Here is an 18,680-nt window from a genome sequence, read left to right as displayed (position 1 = left end):
GGGTCAATCCCGTTCAGCGCGGCGCCAGCGCCGGGGTGGGGGCCACCTCGACGTCCGCGACGCCTGCGGCCAGGTCGGGGAGCAGCAGCAGCGCGTCCGAGTACGTGGTGATGCGCAGGGCGCGGCCGTCGTCGAGGCGTACGTCCACCGTCAGACCCTCGGGGACCGGGTCCACCGGCCGGAGCTGCACCCGCAGGACCTCTTCGCCGTGGCTCTCGAACCGCCGCCCCCCACGGGGACCGCGGCCGGCTTCGCGCAGCCATGCGGCCGCCCGCGCGTCCGTCTCCATCCTGGATGCGTTGCGAGCGTGGGCGGCGTGCTCGGGTTCCGCGAGGACCCACACGGCCCGGGCCAGCGCGCGCCTCACCCACGGGTCGCTCTCCGCCTCCAGGTGGCTGAGCAACGTGCGGGTGGCTTGCGGGTCGCCGAGCCGAGACAGGGACCAGGCGGCGGTCGCCCGTGACGACGTGGACCGGGACCGCAGCTGCCGGCGAGCCTCGTGGGCGACCTCGCGTCCGAGCGACGCGGGGAGCTCCGCGCCACACCCCGAGAGCAGCAGCAGCGCGGCATCGCGCGTGCTCGCGGCGCGCAGGCGGTCACGCACGCCGGCGATCTGCTGGGGACACGAGGACCTCGTATGCACGTAGGCGTACACGAGCTCTTGGAACACGGCGTCGCTCGTCTCACGGCGGGCGGCTTCGAAGAGGGGGGGGCCCAGCCCCTCTCCCGCGTCGCCCAGGGCCATCAGGGCGTGAGCGGCGCGCAGGCGAGTGATGGGCGCGGCATCCCCGAGGGCCTGGCGTAGATCCGGGATGACGGAGGCGTCCCGTGCGAGGGCACGCAGCAGCGCCGCGCGGTCGCCGGGCTCGCGAGCGATCTCGTCGAGGGCGTCGCGCCGCTGGCCACGCGGGAGGGCGGCCGCGTAGCGGCGCAGCGCAAGCGAGAGACCCGTGCGCGCGGCGGACGCGTGCTGCGGGCTCTCGCGCGCCACGTGGAGGAGCACGCCGACCCCTGCGCCGTCGTCGAGCTCGGCGAGCGCGCTGAGCGCTCGCTCCGCGCGGGTCCCCTCGTTCACGAGCCCGAACAGCACGGGCACGACGCGCGGGTGACGCCACGCCAGCGCGAGCTCGGCCGCTTGCTGCACTCGAGTGGGATCGCTCGCCGCGACGGAGGCCGTCAGCGCCTCCGCGCCCCGGGGCGGGTCGATCTGCAGCAGCGTCTCCAGCGCCTGGCTGGCGAGTGCTCCATCCTCGCTGTCCAGCAGGGGCTCGATGGCCTCGGCGCCGGCCCCCACTCCGAGCGTCGAGAGCGCGTGCAGGGCCGCGCGCTGGACTCGCAGGTCGTCCGATCGGGCGAGCGCTCGCAGCGCGCCGCCGCGCGCCCGCGGGTCCGCGACGGAGGCGATGGCTTCCAGCAGCGCCACACCCTCGACGCTCTGCCACTCGCCGTCCAGGGCGCGCAGCAGGCTTGGCGTGGCTTGATGAGACCGCAGCGCGCCGATGGCACGGGCGATCTCCGTGCGGCCGTCGGTCGCGTCTCGCAGCGCCCGGAGCAGCGCCGGCAGCGCGGCGACGCCAGCCCTCTGGAGCGCTTCGCGCGCGTACTCCGTGCGCCCGCGCGTCGCGAGCTGGTCCACCAGCACCGACGACGCCCGCGCGGAGCCTGCCTCTGCCACGGCCGCGATGGCCCAGAGCAGGCGCTGCGCCTCGCGCGAGCGACTGGTCGCGAGCTCGCTCACCAAGGCCTCGAGCGCGTCGGGATGCGCCAGCCTGCCCAGCGCGACGATGATCGCGTCCCGCACGACGGGGTGACGTTCGGCCGGGAGCGCGAGGACCAGGCGGGCGTTCGCGGCGGTCACCCGGGAGCGGACGGTCTCACGCCCGAGGTGTTCTGCAGCGCGGGTCCGCTCGGCGACCGTGGTGGCCTCGAGGGGTTCGCCATAGCGTGGGGCCCACCACGGCGCCTGGGCCTCTGCAGTGCGGACCAGCGTCAGGGCCGCCAGGCCGAGCGCGACGGTCCAGCGCGCCAAGAGCGCGGGGGCATGCTGCAACACCGAGCGGGGGGCGTCGTGGGGCACGCGGCATGGTACCGGCTGGGGCGACACAAGCCAATGTTGCCCGCTCGGGCGAGGTGCTGGCGACACTCCGTGCCACATCCCTCGGCGGACGGGGGGGCCGTCCAAGAACATTGACTTCCTGGTCTACCTCCCGGATCAATCCGGATATGCCTGCGTCACAATTCGGTGACCAGGGCGGTGGAGACTCGTGGCGGACGAGACAGCAACAGCGAGCGAAACGCGGAGCGCTACGCCCGACCCGATGATCGGGCGCGTCATCAACGATCGTTTCCGGATCGTTTCGGTGATCGCGCGCGGGGGGATGGGGAAGGTCTACCGAGCGGAGCAGGCGCCGCTCGGTCGCCAGATCGCGCTCAAGGTGCTGGAGGCCACGTACGAGGGCGACAGCGACCCCGAGTTCCACAAGCGCTTCTTCCTCGAGGCCTCCACGCAGTCGAAGCTGACGCACCCCAATACGGTGACGATCTTCGACTACGGCAAGACCGAGGACGACGTCTACTTCATCGCCATGGAGCTCCTCGAGGGGCGGACGCTGCATCGCTATCTGCGCGACGAGGCGCCGCTCTCGGCGTCGAAGGCGACGCACATCGCTCGGCAGATCTGCCGCAGCCTGCGCGAGGCCCACTCGCTGGGCATCATCCACCGCGACCTGAAGCCGGCGAACGTGTTCCTGGTGCAGCACGGCGAGCAGGCCGACTTCGTGAAGGTGCTGGACTTCGGCCTGGTGAAGGATCTCGGGGACAAAGGGGAGGACCTCACGCAGACGGGACTCTTCATGGGCTCTCCCAAGTACATGTCGCCCGAGCAGATCCGCGGCGACCGCGTCGACGGTCGTGCGGACATCTACGCGCTGGGGGTGCTGCTCTACGAGATGCTCACGGGACGCGCGCCCTTCGAGCGTCCCAACTCCGTCAACATCCTCATGGCGCACGTCCACGAGGACGTCCCGCCGATGGCGACGCACCACGTCGAGGTGCACCCCGCGCTCGAGGGGCTGGTGCGGCGAGCCCTCGCGAAGGCACCGGGGGACCGCTTCTCCAGCATGGACGAGATGCTCTCCGCGCTGACGAACGTCGCCAGTGAGCAGGGGCTCGCGGTGTCACGCAGCGGCGACCTGGGGATCAGCGGGGAGTTCGCTGGGGGCTCGGGCTCCACGACATTGTCCCGCGCGGACCTGATCGTCCCCAGCTCCGATGGGGGCTTGGACAGCCTCGGTGGGTTGACCTCCAGCTCTGACGCCCAAGCGCGTCGTGGCAGCGCCAAGTGGGTGCTGCTGGTCGCGCTCCTGTTGCTCTCCGTGCTCGCTGTCGCGTTCGCGCTCGTGCGCTCCGGCCGTTCGGGAGACGAGGCGCCAGCGCCCGTCGTGGCCACCCCCGCCGCTCCCACCGAGCCAGAGCACGTCGACGACGTGACCCCCTCGTCCCCCGGGGCGCTCACGACGGAGGTGACCATCGTGTCGGAGCCCCCCGGGGCGCAGGTGCGCATCGGCGACTCCGAGGAGGTCCACACGACGCCTGTGAGCTTCACCTGGACGGGAGACGACGCGCGGCGCGGACGCAGCGTGACCTTCCGCTTCCAGCTCGAGGGCTACCGCGACCTCAACGCAGTGCGCACCGTCGTCGGTCGCGAGATGCACGTCAGCGGCCGCCTCCAGCCGATCGACAGCGAGCAGGAACGCGCTCGCCGCCCACCAACCACTTCCCGAAGCACGTCCACCTCCGGCAGTATGGAGGGGAGCGAGTCCTCCGTGGGGCTCATGGGATACAAACTCGAGCCGTACTAAGCCATGAACCAGCCCACATCCGCCAGCACGGGAGGACGCATGCGCCGCGCCAGATGGAACCTTGTCGTAGCGCTCTCCGCGTCGATGTTCGCGCTCGTCGCCTCTCCGGCTCTGGCCGACGTGCGTACGGAGGCGCGGCGCCACTTCCGCGCGGGCATGGCGCTGATCCAAGAGGGGCAGGTCGACGCCGGCGTGGCGGAGCTGCAGGTGGCGTACGACATCCTCCCGCACCCGAACGTGCTCTACAACATCGGGCGCGCGTACGCGGAGGCTGGGCGCTACGAGGAGTCGCTCGAGTACTTCGAGCAGTACATGGAGTCCGACCCCCCCGACCGCGAGGAGGTCTCTCAGTTCATCGCCGCGATCGAGGCGCGTCTCGCGGAGTCGGCGCCCCCGGCTGAGACGACCGTGTCCCCTGGCACCACCACCGAGCCCCAGGTTGCGACGCCCCAGGTGGATGTCTCCGAGGACGACATCCGCGCGATCGAGGACGCCGCCGTGCAGGTCGAGGTGCTCTACGAGACCACGGGCAACCCCGCGCTCCAGGAGCGAGCTCAGCGCCTGCGCGCGCTCGCCGAATCGTTGCGCGAGGGGGGCGAGGGCACCCCCGCCACCGAACCGGGCGAGACGGGGACACCTGGCGAGCCGGGCACCACGGGCCCCGGGACGACCCCCGAGCGCGGGACGCTCCCCGGCCAGCAGCTCGGTCAGCAGCGCACCGTGTTCGAGGAAGAGGTCGTGTCGGCTTCGCGCTTCGCCGAGTCCCCCATCGACGCCCCCAACTCCACCACGACGATCACGGCGCAGGACTTGCGCCTCTCCGGCCAGGTGGCCCTCGGTGAGATCCTCCGGCGCGCGGCCGGTATGGCCGTCATGTCGACGACGCCTGGACACACGGACGTCAACGTGCGGGGCTTCAACCAGCGTCAGTCGAACAAGACGCTCGTCCTCATCAACGGCCGCACCATCCGACTCGACTTCCTGGCCACGCCGTTCTTCCAGCTCGTCCCGTTCCACATCAACGACATCGAGCGCATCGAGATCATCCGTGGCCCCGCGGCGGCCCTCTACGGCGCCGACGCGTTCAGCGGCATCATCAACATCATCTTGAAGAACCCGGCCGACGCCGAGAGCTACGTCGCGGCCATCGCCGGCAGCGCCGGGACCATGGGTCTCGCGGCGTCTGCGTCGGGTCGTGAGGGGCGTCTCAGCTATCGCTTCGGTGCCAGCTACGAGCGGCGCGACAACTTCGAGTTGTTCGTCAACCCGAACCGCCAGGATCTCGCTCCGACCGCGTCCAACCCCAACGTCGGGTTCTCCGCCTTGCGCTTCAACGCGGACGTGCGCGCGGCACTCGGTGAGGACCAGAACTACTTGATGCAGTTCGGAACGGCCGTCACGAGCGGCCCCGAGAACTCCTTTCAGGGCATCGCCCGCCTCCGCGAGCTCTACGGCTCGGACATCCGCTTCGCCCAGTCGCACTTTCAGCTGAACACGCCCCAGGGCATCCAGCTGCGCGCCTACTGGAACAATTTCTCGGCGCGGGTGGACTCGGCCGAGACGGTGCCTGGAGGCCTCCCGACCAGCGGTGGGTTCGAGTCGAACGTCGTCGACGTGGAGGCGAGCTTCTCGCGTCGCTTCCACTTCCTGGTGGATCACAACCTGTCGCTCGGCGTGGGTTACCGCTTCAAGCAGCTGGACTGGGACTGGGGTCGGGACGGCACCGAGAACCACTACAACGCCTACCTGCAGGACGTGCTCACGCTGCACGAGCGCCTGCGCTTGACGCTCAGCGCGCGCATCGACCGGCACCCCCTCCTCTCCCACGTGCGCTTCTCGCCGCGCGCCGCGCTCGTCGCGCGTGTCACGGAGGGGTCCTCGATTCGCGCCTCGGTGGGCACCGCCTTCCGCAGCCCGTCGTTCATCGAGTCGTACATCGACTTCGAGAACCGCACCCCGATCCGTGGAGGCACCGCCCTGGCCCTCGGCAACCAGAACCTGCGCCCGGAGCGCATGCTCTCGATGGAGCTCGGCTATACGAACCAGGACTCGGACTACTTCGCGCTCGAGGCCAACGTCTACCTGAACTTCATCGACGACCTGATCGGCCTCAACCAGATCACGGCCCTGCCGATCTCGCAGACGTTCTACGACGAGGAGGTCGAGGCGTTCGCGCTCGGGTCCACGCGCTTCAACAACCAGCAGGGCCGCTTCCGGCAGATCGGCGGCGAGCTCGGCGCGCGCGTGTTCCCCGTCGACGGTCTCGACGTCTACGCGAACTACGCCATCAGTGACGTGACGCCGTTGGACGACCCCACGCCCGGCCTCGAGGTCTTCTTCCAAGACCAGCGCACCTCGCTGCATCAGGTGAACATGGGTGTGCAGTTCCGTAGCGACATCGGACTCGACCTCTCGTTCGACATCCACTGGACCAGCTCGCAGCGCTGGGCAGAGCAGTTCGACAACCTCGAGACGGGCGTCGAGTACCGCTTGGCCGACGTGCCCGCCTACACGCTGCTCAACGCGCGTGTCGGATGGCGCTTGCTCGACGACAAACTCGAGCTCGCCGTCTCGGGCTGGAACCTCCTCTTCTCCGATGTCCGCATGCACCCCCTCGGGCAGCGCATCGACACCCGCTTCATCGGCCAGGTGACCGTCCGCTTCTGAGGCCAGGAGAGAACCGTGACAAAAACCAACGAAAACACGACCTCTCCCCGACGCGCGGCCCCCCAGGGTGCGCCGCAGCGCGCACGCCGGGCGCTCCTCATGGGAGCCCTCGCGGCGCTGCTGGCCGCCGTGCCCGCCGCTCCTGCTCTGGCCGACGTGCGTACGGAGGCGCGGCGCCACTTCCGTGCGGGCATGGCGCTGATCCAAGAGGGGCAGGTCGACGCCGGCGTGGCGGAGCTGCAGGTGGCGTACGACATCCTCCCGCACCCGAACGTGCTCTACAACATCGGGCGCGCGTACGCGGAGGCTGGGCGCTACGAAGAGTCGCTCGAGTACTTCGAGCAGTACATGGAGTCCGACCCTCCGGACCGCGAGGAGGTGCGTCAGTTCATCGCCGCGATCGAGGCGCGCATCGCGGAGTCGGCGGGCCCTGCTGTGGCGGAGGTCCAGGATCCCACGACGGGTCCGACGGAACCGGGGCCGAGCACGCCAGCTGCCAGCGAGGAGGACATCGTCGCGCTCGAGGACACCGCGACCCAGATCGAGACGCTGGGCATCACGGCCAACGACCCCTCGTTGATCGCGCGCGCAGAGCGGCTCCGTGCCATGGCCCAGGAGCTGCGCAACACCCGCGGTCAGGCCGAACCCGGGACGGAGCCCGGGACCGAGCCGGGACCTGCGACGGAGCCCGGGACGGAGCCGGGCCCGGAGAGCGGGCCAGGTGCGGAGGGCCGCATCGGCATCGCCGAGGGTGGTCAGGACCTCTATGACGAGAGCGTCGTGTCGTCGACCGGTGCCGCACAGAACCCCCTCGACGCGCCCAACGCCATCACGATCATCACGGCGCAGGACATCCGCCTCACGGGCATCACGCACATCGGCGAGCTGTTCCGGCGCGTCGTGGGTGTCGACGTGATGAACATCACGGGCGCGGACGTGCAGGTCGGCATCCGCGGCTTCAACCAACAGTTGAGCCCTCGCGTGCTCGTGCTCATCAACGGCCGTCAGGCGTACGTCGACGCGCTCGGCGCCAACCTCTTCGCCTATCTGCCCGTGGCGGTGGAGGACATCGAGCGCGTGGAGATCCTGCGCGGTCCGGCCTCTGCTCTCTACGGCGCCAACGGCTTCAGCGGTATCATCAACATCATCACCGTCGCGCCGGGTGATCGCGCCGAGACGGGTGTCACCCTCGGTGGCGGCATGGGCGGGACGCTGCGCGCGCAGGCTTGGTCGAGTGGACGCAGCGGCCGCATGTCTTACCGTGTCTCCGCGGGCTACGAGCAGTATGACCGCTGGGAGCGCATCATCGGGCCCAACCGACTGGACTTCGGGGAGCCCATCATCGGGCCCAGCACCGCCATCCGCAGCAAGCGCGCCTTTGGCTCGTTCTCGTTCCGCGCGAGCGAGAACGTCTCACTCAACCTCGAGGCTGGTGTCAACGACGGGCGCTTCGGGTTCCAGGCGTTCGGGTCCTTCGTGGACTGGCAGGCAGAGGGACCCAGCACCCACCTCATGGGCACCCTCGACAGCAATTGGGGATCCGTCCGTGTCTGGTGGAACCGGTTGAGCATCGAGCACGGCGTGATCGGACCGGACCCCCTGCTGGGGACCTTCGTGAGCGACACGCTCGATGTGGACGCGCGCTTCGCTCACGAGCTGCAGCTCGGCAGCACGCGGCACAACGTCACGCTCGGCGTCGGCTACCGTTGGAAGCGCATCGACTGGACGTTCTTCACGCAGACTCCCACGGAGGACCACTTCCGCGTGGTGTTCCAGGACGCCATGCAGCTGGCCGAGCCGCTCCAGCTCGTCGTCGGCTTCCGCCTCGACCGGCACCCCATCCTCGAGAACCTCCAGTTCTCACCGCGTATCGCGATGGTGTTGCAGCCCGCAGAGGGGCATGCCATCCGCGCCTCGTACTCCAACGCGTTCCGCAACCAGACGTTGCTCGAGACGTACATGGAGCTCGACTTCCCGACGCCCGCGCCGGGTGTCACCGCTCGCAACTTCGGCTCGGAGATCGCGCGCCAACAGCTGGGCCAGCCTGCGCTGCGCCCCGAGTTCATCCAGTCGGTCGAGCTCGGTTACCGCAACGCGTCCTCCGACAGCTTCGACATGGAAGTGTCGGTCTTCTACAACCGCGTCGAGCGCATCATCTCCATCGGTGACCTGCTCCCCACCACCCTCTCGCAGTTCGGCAGCGGCTCGCTCGGGTACATCGACAGCACCGCGTCGTTCCCGATCGGCACCACGGTCTTCAGCAACGAGCCTGGTCTGTTCCACGTGTTCGGCACGGAGGTGGGTGGTCGCCTCTATCCCGTGGACGGCCTCGATATCTACGCCAACTACACGTACAACCAGACGTGGTCGGTGGACAACCCGCGTCGTCCGGAGGAGGAGCGCACCAGCGCTCACAAGTTCAACGCGGGCGTCCAGTACCGCCTCGGCATCGGGCTCGACCTGTCGGTGGACTTCCACTACGCGAGCGGCCAGAAGTGGCTCGAGGAGACGTTCGACGCGGAGTCGAACCTGGTCAGCCAGCTGTTCGCCCAGCCGGCCTACTACCTGCTCAACGCCCGCATCGGCTATCGCCTGTTGGACGACGCCCTCGAGCTCGGCGTCACGGGCTTCAACATCACCAACAACCGTCATCGTCAGCATCCCCGTGGGCAGCAGCTCGAAGCTCGCGTCGTCGCCTCCGCGACCTACCGCTTCTAGGAGAATTAGAATGCGTATCCGACACACCAAGACCCGCGCCTGCCTCGCCGCACTCACCGCGTTCTGCGCACTGGGAGCCGCCGCCTGCGACAGCCCGCCCATCGACCTGCCGCGCTGGCTGGGGGGTAACTCTCCGGATCCGACGGGTGTCGTCGAGGGCACCGTGCTCTACTCGGGTCCGCGCCCGACGTGCGACTTCGACGCCGACGGGAACCCCACGCGCATCCAAGGGCGGATCATCCTCACCCTGTTCGACGTGCGCCTCCTGCCCCCGCCGGAGGGCACGGGCACGGGCGCCGCGAGCCTCCTGACGGTTCCGGGCGAGCGCTTCTTCGGGGACCCGTCGAGCGTGTGCATGCCGCAGAACCCGACCCCGGAGGATCTGGCGGAGGTGGTGATGCGCTCCGTCGCGTTCACCTGGCCCGAGATCCCATTGGCCATCCCGGACCAGGTCGGTACGCCGGACGCGGAGGATCCGATCACGTATCGCATCCAGGGCTTCTACGACATGGATGGGGACTTCAACCCGTTCTTCACGGTGCGCACGTCCCCTACGCGCGGCGACATCACGGGCGCCGCGCTCGTCGACGCGACCGCCGCCGTCCCCGAGTTCTTTCCGGTCGTCTTCGGGGACCTCGAGTTCCGCCCCGACGGGCAGCGCCTGACGGGTATCTCCGTGTCGCTCGGGGCGCCCATCAACACCGAGCTGCCGGCGTTCACGATGACCACGGACGGCCTGGACAGCGAGCTCCCGCTCTCCACCGATCCCGCCACCCTGCTCGCCTACACCAACACCACCCTCACCATGCTCGGGCGTACTGCGCTCGACCCCGTGGCGGACCCCGCCCCCGAAGGCGCCACGGACTGCGCTGGCGTGGTCGACGTGCTCGCCACCACGGACGTGGACGAGCACGCCGCGTGCTGCCGCGCCCGCTTCTCGGGCAAGGCGTTCGCGATCGCCGCCTGCGAGGGCGGGGTCTCCATTGACGTGGACGACGCTAGCGCCTACGCCTGGTACGCGCGCACGCTGGACGTCAACCGTGACGGTCTGGCCGACCCCCACCCGACGCTGAGCGCGCAGTCGCCGTTCCCGACCGACCCGGGCTTCGTCCCCTGGATCAGCCCCCTGGTCTTCATGCAGCGTTTCGCGTTCGACTACGTGCGGGACGCCAGCGGAGACATCCTCATCGTGGACGGTGCCCCGGTGCCCGACGCGGGGGCCGTCGCGCGTGAAGCGGCCGCTGGCATTCCCTCCATCGCGATGGTGCCGAGCGTGGACCCCCGCATGTGGGTAGGCTTCGGCGCCAGTGGCCAGCTGGATGGAACCACGCGCTCGTTGGTGTTCTATCCGAACATTCCGATCGCGATCGTCCCACTGGGCGCGATGACGACAAACCCCAACGACGAGCGCTGCCAGATCCCCATCCTGCCGCCCGCCGGCTCGACCGCGTTCTACGAGGCGGCCACGGTCGAGTGTCAGGAGATCCCGACCGGGATGTACGGCATGAACGTGCTCCAGGGCGACGCGCTCGGCGTGTTCCAGGAGAACCCGGGCCTGATTGGCGCCGGCATCTCGCAGACCGGCATCCGCCTGAACCCACCTGGCCAGTTCGTGGGACAGGTGTGGGCGTTGCCCAACGCGCTCGGTACGCCGGGCCAGATCGATGACATCGTGGTCTCTCAGAGCGCCGTCGCCGCGTTCCCCGTGTTCGACTCCAACCCCACCAACGCGCGCTCCCGCCAGGGTGGCCGCGCCGAGTGCGAGATGGCCTTCGACCCGATCGGGATGGACGTGCGCACGGTGAACTACCGCGACTTCGACGAGTACGACGAGATGCGTGCAGAGGTCACCGCGAGCTGCTGCTGTGGCATCGCCCACCTGTGTGGCCTCCCGCTGTGCGCCCCCATCCCCGTGCCGGACGGCAGCGGGAACGTCATGAACGGCTCACCCCGTACGGTGGACGCGAACGGCGTGCCGGACTGCGTGCCCTTCGACATGCCCGAGGCTTGCTGCGCAGCGGTCGCTGGCGACTCGCCGTCGGTCAGCTGCGACTGACGCCACCTCGCTGTCCCAACCGCCTACGCGCGGTTGGGCCCGCAGGTTCGCCGCAAACTTGCGTGGGCCTGGTATGCTCGCGCAGCCCCTATGATTCTCTCGGACGCTTCGCCCACGGTCGTGACCCCCGGCAACCACGACGGGGTGCACCTCGGACACCGTGCGCTCATCTCCACGGCCCGCGACCTCGCTGCGCGCGCGGGGCTCGCGACCATGGGCATGTGCTTCGACCCCCACCCCACCGCGGTGCTCGCCCCCGACCGGGCTCCCGTGCTGCTCACGCCCATGACGCGCCGTGTGGAGCTCATGCGCGGCGCGGGCTGCGACGACGTCGCGGTGCTCGCGTTCGACCACGCGTTCGCACAGACGTCCCCGGAGGTGTTCGTGCAGCGGGTCCTGGTGGAGCGCTGCCGCGCCCGCGCGGTGGTCGTTGGCCCCGACTTCCACTTCGGGCGCAAGCGGGCCGGCAACGTCGACACCCTCCGCGCGCTCGGGCGCGAGCACGGCTTCAGCGTCGACGTGGTTCGTCCGGTGCTCTTCGAGGGGGAGTCCGTGTCGTCCACCCGTCTGCGACGGCTCTTGGCCGAAGAAGGGGACGTGGCCTCGGTCGCACGCATGCTCACGCGCGTGCACGACGTCGACGGCGTGGTGGTGCAGGGCGACCAACGCGGACGCACCATCGGGTTTCCGACGGCGAACCTTTCGCTGCCGGAGGTGCAGCTGCCGGCCGACGGTGTGTACGCGGTGGCTGTCTCCATCCAGGGGCGGCCTGGTGAGCGTCTGCTCGGCGTGGCCAACCTGGGGAAGCGCCCGACCTTCGCCGCGGGCCGCTCCGTGGAGGTCCACCTCTTCGACTTCGACGGCGACCTCTACGGTCGGACGCTGCGCGTCGGCTTCGTCGCGCGGGTGCGCCCCGAGCAGCGGTTCTCGGGAGTGGAGGCGCTCGTGGCGCAGATCCAGCTGGACTGCGAGCGCGCGCGGGCGGCGCTGGTGGCCACAGACGAGGAGCTACTGCGGTGGATTTGACCCGGATGACGCGTGACGACCTGGAGCGCGAGGCGACCCGGCGAGGGGTGCGCGACGTGGCGAACCTCACGCGCGCGCAGCTGATCCGCGCCATCGAGGCCCCGCCGACCCCTGGGGCCATCGACACGGCCAAGGCGATCTTCCGCGGGGTGCTGGGGGTGGCTCGTACGCTCCGTGGCCGTCCGTCGAGCCCACCGCCTCCTCCGGTCGCTCCCGCACCACGGAAAGCGGACCTCGGGGCGCCCCGCTCTCCTGCAGGCGTCGGCGACGGCAGCGTCACCTCGCCAGCCCCTGCGTCGGCAACGCGTTCGCCGGCGGCGGTCACTCCCGACCCTGGCCCCGGGGCGGGGCGCAGCGGAGCGGGTGACACCCAACGCCTGCGCGTCTCGGAGACCCCCGCGGGCCTGCCCGCCGTGCCCCGCGCGGACCCTGGGGAGTCCAGCCCTGGGTTCGTCGCGGCATCGGCGGCGGAGTCCGAGCCCCGCCCGACGCGTGGGCGCACGGAGCCCACGCGGCGCATGAAGCTGTCGTCCTCGGACGAGGCCGTGCAGGTGGTCGCGAGTCCCGCGGGCACCACGCAGGCTGCGGACGAGCCGCCCCCCCATGACCTGCGCGCGACGGCTGTCACGATGGATCTCGGCCCGCTGCGGGACGAGGTCCTTAGGCCGCTCGACACCGCCGACGCGCTGGCCATGGCCGCTCAACGTCGCGCCGTGGCGACGACCGTGCCGCTGCGGGTGTCGGGCGCCGGGGACACCGACGAGCCCATCCCGACGAGGACCATGGCGCGCCTGCTCCACGAGCAGGGACATCACCGACGGGCGCTCGCCATCCTCGAGGGCTTGGTGGAGCGGCACCCCGAGGATCCCGCGCTGCACGCGGATCTCACGTCCGTGCGGAAGGCGCTCGGTCTGACGGAACCCGCGCAAGGCGCCAAGCACGATCCACAGGCCCGCGCCGAGCTCGTCACCATGCGACTCCCGGACGCCCGCGTGCTGCTCGCCTGGGGCCTGAGCGAGGCCTCGCTGGCGAGCGCGAAGAGCATGGGCGCCACCGGGACATTGGTCGCCCGTGTGTTGGTCCACGCCCCGAGCGGCGGTGGGACGCTGGCTCGGACGCTCACGGATCGCGAGGTCACGGCCACCGGCGAGTGGGCCGTGGGTCCCGTCGTCAGCGGCTCCTACGTGGCGGCGGCGGTGGGCTTCCGGGATGGCGAGCGCTTCACCTCGGTGGCCTCGGCGCCCGTGCTCGAGGTCTGAGCTCCGAGCGTCTTGCGCAACGGAGCGGCTGACGCGCGCAAAGAGGCGCGGCGCGCGCAAGTCGTGCCCCGTCGACGCGACAAGGAGCGCATGCCCCTGTTCGACCGTCCGGAGTCCGCGCTCTGTCTCGCCCTTTGTGTGTCGCTCGCCCCGCTCTCGCTCGGGTGCGCCATCGGCCCGTCCGGGAGGGCGCGGTTATTGCCCCGGCTGACGGTGCAGGTGCGTCGCAGCCGTGGACCAGACGCGACGGTGGTGAGCGCCAACGCCTCGTTCCCGCTGTCGGGGCGCGCCCATGGCATCCCGCCAGGGGCGTTCCTCGACGAACTGCCACAGAGCGCGTTCATGGACGATCTCGCTCCCACCGCGTTCTTGGACGAGCTGTCGGGCGCGGCGCCGCGGCAGGTGGCAGGCGCTCGGAGCGCCGCCGTCCCCGCGGATGCGCTCAGGCCACCGTCGCCAACGCCAGCTGGCTCCGCGTGCCGCCGAGTCGACACATGCGCATGGGAGCGCGTCCGCGCCGCCCGCGTGCTCGCCGCTTGGGGCGTCGGCCGATGAGGAGCGTGGGACGTGGCATGTTGGTGGTGGTGCTGGCGGTGCTGTCGCCGCGAGGTCCGGGGCACGTCATGGCCCAGGCGCGTGGGGGGACGACGAGCGGCGCCCCTGGTGCGAGCACCGGTGCAGCCGCGCCCGCCTCTGCCGCGGGGGCGGCAGGTGCGTCCGCCGCAGCAGACCTCGACGCCCTCGCCGCGCGCTTCGACCACGAACCCACCGTCGCCGAGGTGCTACAGGATGCGCTCGCCTATCACGCGCAGGGGCTGGCGGATCCCACACGCGCGGCGCGTCGCAGCCGGAGGAGCGCGTGGCTGCCCGAGCTTCGCTTGCGGGCCCGTCGTGGCCGGCAGCGAGACGCGAACGCGACCCAGTCTGGGACGAACCTCAGCACGGACGACGACGCCATCGTGGAGGGAGCGCTGGTGTTCGACCTCCCGCGCACCGTGTATTCGGGAGAGGAGGCCACATGGTCACGCGAGGCCCGCGCGCAGGCTGCAGCGCGCACGCAGCTCGTGCGCTTGGTGGTTGGCCTCTACTTCGAGCGACGGCGCCTCCAGCTGGAACGCGAGCTCGGCGCTCGCGATCTGCCCACGTTAGTGCGCCTGGTCGAGATCGAGGCGACCTTGGATGGGCTCACCGGGGGGCGCTTCGGCGAGCGCTTGCGCGCGGCCCAAGCCGCGGCCGACGAGCCGTGAACGCCTGGGACTTCACAGGAATGGGTGCAGGTACACGTCGTTGCTCCCCGTGGCCTGATGACGCCGCAGGACCGTGACGAACACCACCAGCACGCTGGTGGCGAGCAGGACGGGGCCGCTCAGGGCCTCCACGTCGACCGGGACACCCAGTGCGATCCACGCGCACGCAGCCACGAGGCCCGAGAAGGCGGCGGGCAGCAAGAACGCTGGCGCGCGGTCGCCGACGGCGCCGCTCTGGATCCGCAGGCGAAGACCCAGCAACATGAGCGCCCAGCACTTGAGCACGAAGAACGCAATCCCCAGCGAGGCCGCGCCCGCTCCCGTCACCGCGCCGCCGAACGAGATGGGGTGCCAGCCTCCCAGGAACACCACCGACCCGAGGCACGCGACCACCAGCAGGTGCGCCCGCGCCGCGGCAGCGACGAACGGGGGCGTGTGGGGGTCCGAGATGGCGGCGCTGGGACCCCCCAGGGCCGCGACCGCGAACACGGGGAACAGCAGGAACGCGATGGGATGGCGGAAGACCATGAAGTCCCACAGGGCACCCCCCTGCACCACCTGCAGGCCGCGCAGCTGGTTCGTACCGCCCAAGACGAGGACCGCGAAGACGCTGAGCGCCATGGGCGCGCCACGTAGCACGAACGCAGACCCCAACAGGGGGCGGCGTGTGGACGAGCGCGGCCCGAAGACCTGGATCGCAAGGCGCAGCATCAGGGCCAGGCCCGTCAGCGCCCCGGTGTCCAGCAGCCGATCGTAGACGCGCCCGGCGACCGCCATGCCGGCGAAGGCACCGCTCACCGCCAGCAGCGCCAAGGCGCGTGAGGTGAAGAGCGCGCGACGAGAGGTGTTGACGCGCGTGCCGGGCGCGTATCCGAGCAGCCAGTCGATCGCGTGCGGGGCCTGCACATTCACTGCGTCGCGGGCGAAGTGGGTCAAGGGTCCCGACGTCGCCGGGATGCTGGCAGCGAAGACGATGAGCAGTCCGAGCAAGATCAGCAGCACCAGCACGCGCCCCTGCTGTCCCTCCGGTGGTCCCCGCAGCGGCATGTGCAGCGTCGACGCGTGGCTCACCCCGGGCCGCTCGACCTCCAGCGTGACGCGCAGCGCGCCGGGTCGCGGCGCCAGGTCGCTGAGCTCGAGCACCCGCACCCCGTCGAACCGGACGATGACATCGCCGGGCATCAGCGTGGCGCGCGCCGCCGGGCTGTCCGGGCGCACCTCGCCAACGCGCAAGCCACCGCTCGTCGGCTGCTCGTCGGCAGGAGCGAGGCCGAGCTCGTCCAGTGCGGCCTCGGCTCTCTCGCCGCGCTCCAGGGCCAGCTGCAGTCCCGTGTCGGTGCTGGAGCGGAAGTCCAGCTCCACGTCGGCGAGCCGACCGCTCACCGCTCGGCGGGAGGCGACCCCCGAGAAGGTCACCGTGATGGTCCCGGAGAACGTGCCCCGTCCACCCAGGTCGCGCAGGTCTCGTTCGCGCAGAGGCACCTCGATCAACGCATCGGACTGGGCGAAGCCGCGCAAGACGTGCTCCACGCCGAGGGCGGTGTCGCCCGGGCGGGCGAGCTCACCGGTCAGCAAGACCTGCGCATCCCGCGCCACGGGGAACCCGCGGCCGGTGATGCGGAGCGTCGAGCCCGGCTCGAGCGTCTCCGGCTCCACCTCGTCCACGTCCAGCAGCATGGCGGGAGCGCGCGTCGGCGAGCAGCCCAACGCAGCGACGCACACGCCCACGCGGAGCACTACGACGAGCGCGTGAGCGCGTGGGCGACGTGGTGCGACGCACCCAAGACGAGGCGGGGAGGGCGCGTGTGGCTGGGCGCGAGGGAGCGGTGTCACGGAGGTGTCGTCCACGGGGAGCTCGGCCTCCGACGCAGCGCGCGCCGAGGCTCTCCAGACCGTGGCCAAACCGGGCAAAGTCGTCAAAATTTCGGTGGGTTGCAGAAATCCCGTTGACAACCCCCGCCGCAGCCTTCAGAAAGCCCCCCGTCCCAGGGGTAGTAGCTCAGCTGGGAGAGCGCCGCACTGGCAGTGCGGAGGTCAGGGGTTCGATCCCCCTCTACTCCACCCACCACCTCCCAAGAGAGAGATTCACAGCGAGCCCCGGCTCGCTGTTTCTCTTGGTGCGCCGGCGCTCGACGCGGCCTCCTGCGATGAGAGCCCGGAGTCTGCGCTCGCAGGAAGAAAGGGAGCTTTCGCGGCCCGTCCAGCGCGCACGCTGCTACCATCTCGCCCGCATGTCGCCGCCCCCCGACGTTCGCTCCGACGCCAGCCAGGCGCCTCGCCCCGAAGGGCCTGCGGCGCAGCTCGCGCTCCCTCTGCCGGAGCTGAACTTGCTGCCGGCCTCGGTGCGTCTGCCCGTCCTCGAGAGGCGCATCTTCTGCAACCGCAACCTGCGTCTGGACCGCATCGAGGTGGTCGGCTTCGACATGGACTTCACGCTGGCGCACTACCGGCGTGAGGCGCTCGGCGCCCTGATCATCGAGCTGGCCATCGAGCGCCTTGTGGACCGCGGCTACCCCGACAGCTTCCGGGCGCTCCCGGTGGACCACACGTTCCCGATCCGCGGCCTGCTCGTGGACCTGCGCCTCGGCAATCTGCTCAAGATGGACCGCTACAAGTACGTCAAGAGGGCGTTCCACGGGCGGGTGGAGCTCAGCCGGGAAGAGCGGCGCGTGGCGTACCACACGCGACGCCTGCGTCCTTCCTCGGGCCGCTACGTGTGGGTGGACACGCTGCATGCCCTCCCGGAGGTGAGCCTCTTCGCCGCCGCCGTGGACGCGGTGGACAAGGGCCACGCCGGGCCGGGTAGCCCACGTCGGGACTACGCCAGCCTCTACCGGGACATCCGCGCGGCCGTGGACGCCGTGACCCGCGATGGGACGCTCCACAAGCGCATCGTCCGAGAACCGGCGGACTTCCTCGACCCCGACCCGCAGCTCGCGTCCGCGCTGGAGCGCTTGCGGGGCGCCGGAAAGCGGCTCTTCCTGCTGACCGACACGGACGCCGCGTACACCGAGGCGGTCATGAACCACCTGTTGGGGAGCTCGGCCGACTTCCCCAGCTACCACCGCTACTTCGACTGGATCGTGACCGATGCGCGCAAGCCCGCGTTCTTCACGGGACAGTCGCCCTTTCGCGAGGTGCTCGCTGGCGGAGTGCTCGGGCCGCCCGTCGACGCGTTGCAGCGCGGGCACGTCTACGCCGGGGGCAACCTGGCAGGGTTCGAGCGCGCCATCGAGGTGGCCGAGGACCGCGTGCTGTACGTCGGGGATCACATCCACGGCGACGTCCTGCGCGCCAAGAAGGAGAGCGCCTGGCGCACCATGATGGTCATCCAGGAGATGGACGCCGAGCTGCTCACGCTGGCCAAGGTGGGGCCCTGGGCGGAGCGCCTGGCCGAGCAGACGGCGCAACGCGAGGGGCTGTTGGACGCCATCCGCGAGCACCAGGCGCGCATCAAGACGCTGGAGCAGCAGCTGGCCGAGCTGCCCGAGGACGTGGCCGCGCCCGAGCTCGCCGCCAACCGTGCTCGCCTGCGCAAGTCCGCCGACAAGCTGCGCGCCCGCCTGCGCGGGCTCGAGCTGGACCAGGACGACCTCGAGGCGCGCATCGCCCAGGAGTTCCACCCGGGCTGGGGCTCACTCTTCAAGGAGGGCACGGAGCTGTCCAGCTTCGGGCACCAGGTGGAGGTCTTCGCCTGTCTCTACACGTCGCGCGTGTCCAACCTGGCCGCCTATTCCCCCACGCACTACTTCCGTAGTCCGCGTGATCTGATGCCTCACGAACTCTCGCCTTGAGCGGGCGTTGCTGGTTATTCTCTCACCGCGCGGCGCCGCAGCCGCACCACCAA

At 70.6% G+C, this 18,680-nt stretch carries 11 protein-coding genes and 1 tRNA gene; 10 read left to right on the top strand and 2 right to left on the bottom strand.

The features are described 5' to 3' along the window. Positions 1 to 13: 13 nt before the first annotated feature. A complete protein-coding gene (locus H6726_08200) occupies positions 14 to 2,077 on the bottom strand; it encodes a HEAT repeat domain-containing protein (protein ID MCB9657611.1) in 2,064 nt (687 codons plus the stop codon). A 241-nt stretch (positions 2,078 to 2,318) separates the two neighbouring features. On the opposite strand from H6726_08200, the gene H6726_08195 reads away from it, so the two are divergent. The 8 genes from H6726_08195 (at position 2,319) to H6726_08160 (ending at position 14,833) form a co-directional block, all read left to right on the top strand. Next, positions 2,319 to 3,860: a serine/threonine protein kinase gene (locus tag H6726_08195; GenBank protein MCB9657610.1), complete on the top strand. Its 1,542-nt coding sequence runs from the start codon at positions 2,319 to 2,321 to the stop codon at positions 3,858 to 3,860. 39 nt (positions 3,861 to 3,899) lie between these two features. Next, positions 3,900 to 6,527 carry a TonB-dependent receptor gene (locus tag H6726_08190; protein MCB9657609.1) on the top strand — a complete coding sequence of 876 codons (2,628 nt, stop codon included), beginning with the start codon at positions 3,900 to 3,902 and terminating at the stop codon, positions 6,525 to 6,527. A gap of 15 nt (positions 6,528 to 6,542) precedes the next feature. Next, complete coding sequence (locus H6726_08185; GenBank protein ID MCB9657608.1) at positions 6,543 to 9,245, top strand: TonB-dependent receptor; 2,703 nt, start codon at positions 6,543 to 6,545, stop codon at positions 9,243 to 9,245. A 10-nt stretch (positions 9,246 to 9,255) separates the two neighbouring features. Beyond that, positions 9,256 to 11,301 (top strand): hypothetical protein, encoded by a 2,046-nt coding sequence (locus tag H6726_08180; protein ID MCB9657607.1) that lies wholly within the window; start codon positions 9,256 to 9,258, stop codon positions 11,299 to 11,301. A gap of 90 nt (positions 11,302 to 11,391) precedes the next feature. Continuing rightward, positions 11,392 to 12,327, top strand: coding sequence for a bifunctional riboflavin kinase/FAD synthetase (locus H6726_08175; protein MCB9657606.1), 936 nt, complete (start codon positions 11,392 to 11,394; stop codon positions 12,325 to 12,327). Between the two features lie 5 nt (positions 12,328 to 12,332). Then, positions 12,333 to 13,586, top strand: a complete 1,254-nt coding sequence (locus H6726_08170) for a hypothetical protein (protein MCB9657605.1) — start codon at positions 12,333 to 12,335, stop codon at positions 13,584 to 13,586. A gap of 90 nt (positions 13,587 to 13,676) precedes the next feature. Beyond that, a complete protein-coding gene (locus tag H6726_08165; GenBank protein MCB9657604.1) occupies positions 13,677 to 14,141 on the top strand; it encodes a hypothetical protein in 465 nt (154 codons plus the stop codon). Positions 14,142 to 14,158: 17 nt separating this feature from the next. Further along, on the top strand, positions 14,159 to 14,833 hold the full coding sequence (locus H6726_08160; protein MCB9657603.1) for a hypothetical protein: 675 nt from the start codon (positions 14,159 to 14,161) through the stop codon (positions 14,831 to 14,833). Positions 14,834 to 14,845: 12 nt separating this feature from the next. Here the strand turns inward: H6726_08160 and H6726_08155 are convergent, their stop codons facing one another. Beyond that, the gene (locus H6726_08155; protein ID MCB9657602.1) at positions 14,846 to 16,561 is read right to left on the bottom strand and encodes a PDZ domain-containing protein; all 1,716 of its coding nucleotides are present in this window, start codon (positions 16,559 to 16,561) and stop codon (positions 14,846 to 14,848) included. A 260-nt stretch (positions 16,562 to 16,821) separates the two neighbouring features. On the opposite strand from H6726_08155, the gene H6726_08150 reads away from it, so the two are divergent. Beyond that, positions 16,822 to 16,894: transfer RNA gene (locus H6726_08150), tRNA-Ala, on the top strand. 170 nt (positions 16,895 to 17,064) lie between these two features. Next, positions 17,065 to 18,627: an HAD-IG family 5'-nucleotidase gene (locus tag H6726_08145; GenBank protein ID MCB9657601.1), complete on the top strand. Its 1,563-nt coding sequence runs from the start codon at positions 17,065 to 17,067 to the stop codon at positions 18,625 to 18,627. Positions 18,628 to 18,680: the final 53 nt, after the last annotated feature.

It is taken from the genome of Sandaracinaceae bacterium, from assembly GCA_020633055.1.
Taxonomy (GTDB): Bacteria; Myxococcota_A; Polyangia; order Polyangiales; family Houyiibacteriaceae; genus JADJJE01.
This window is presented reverse-complemented; position numbering and strand designations above follow the sequence as displayed.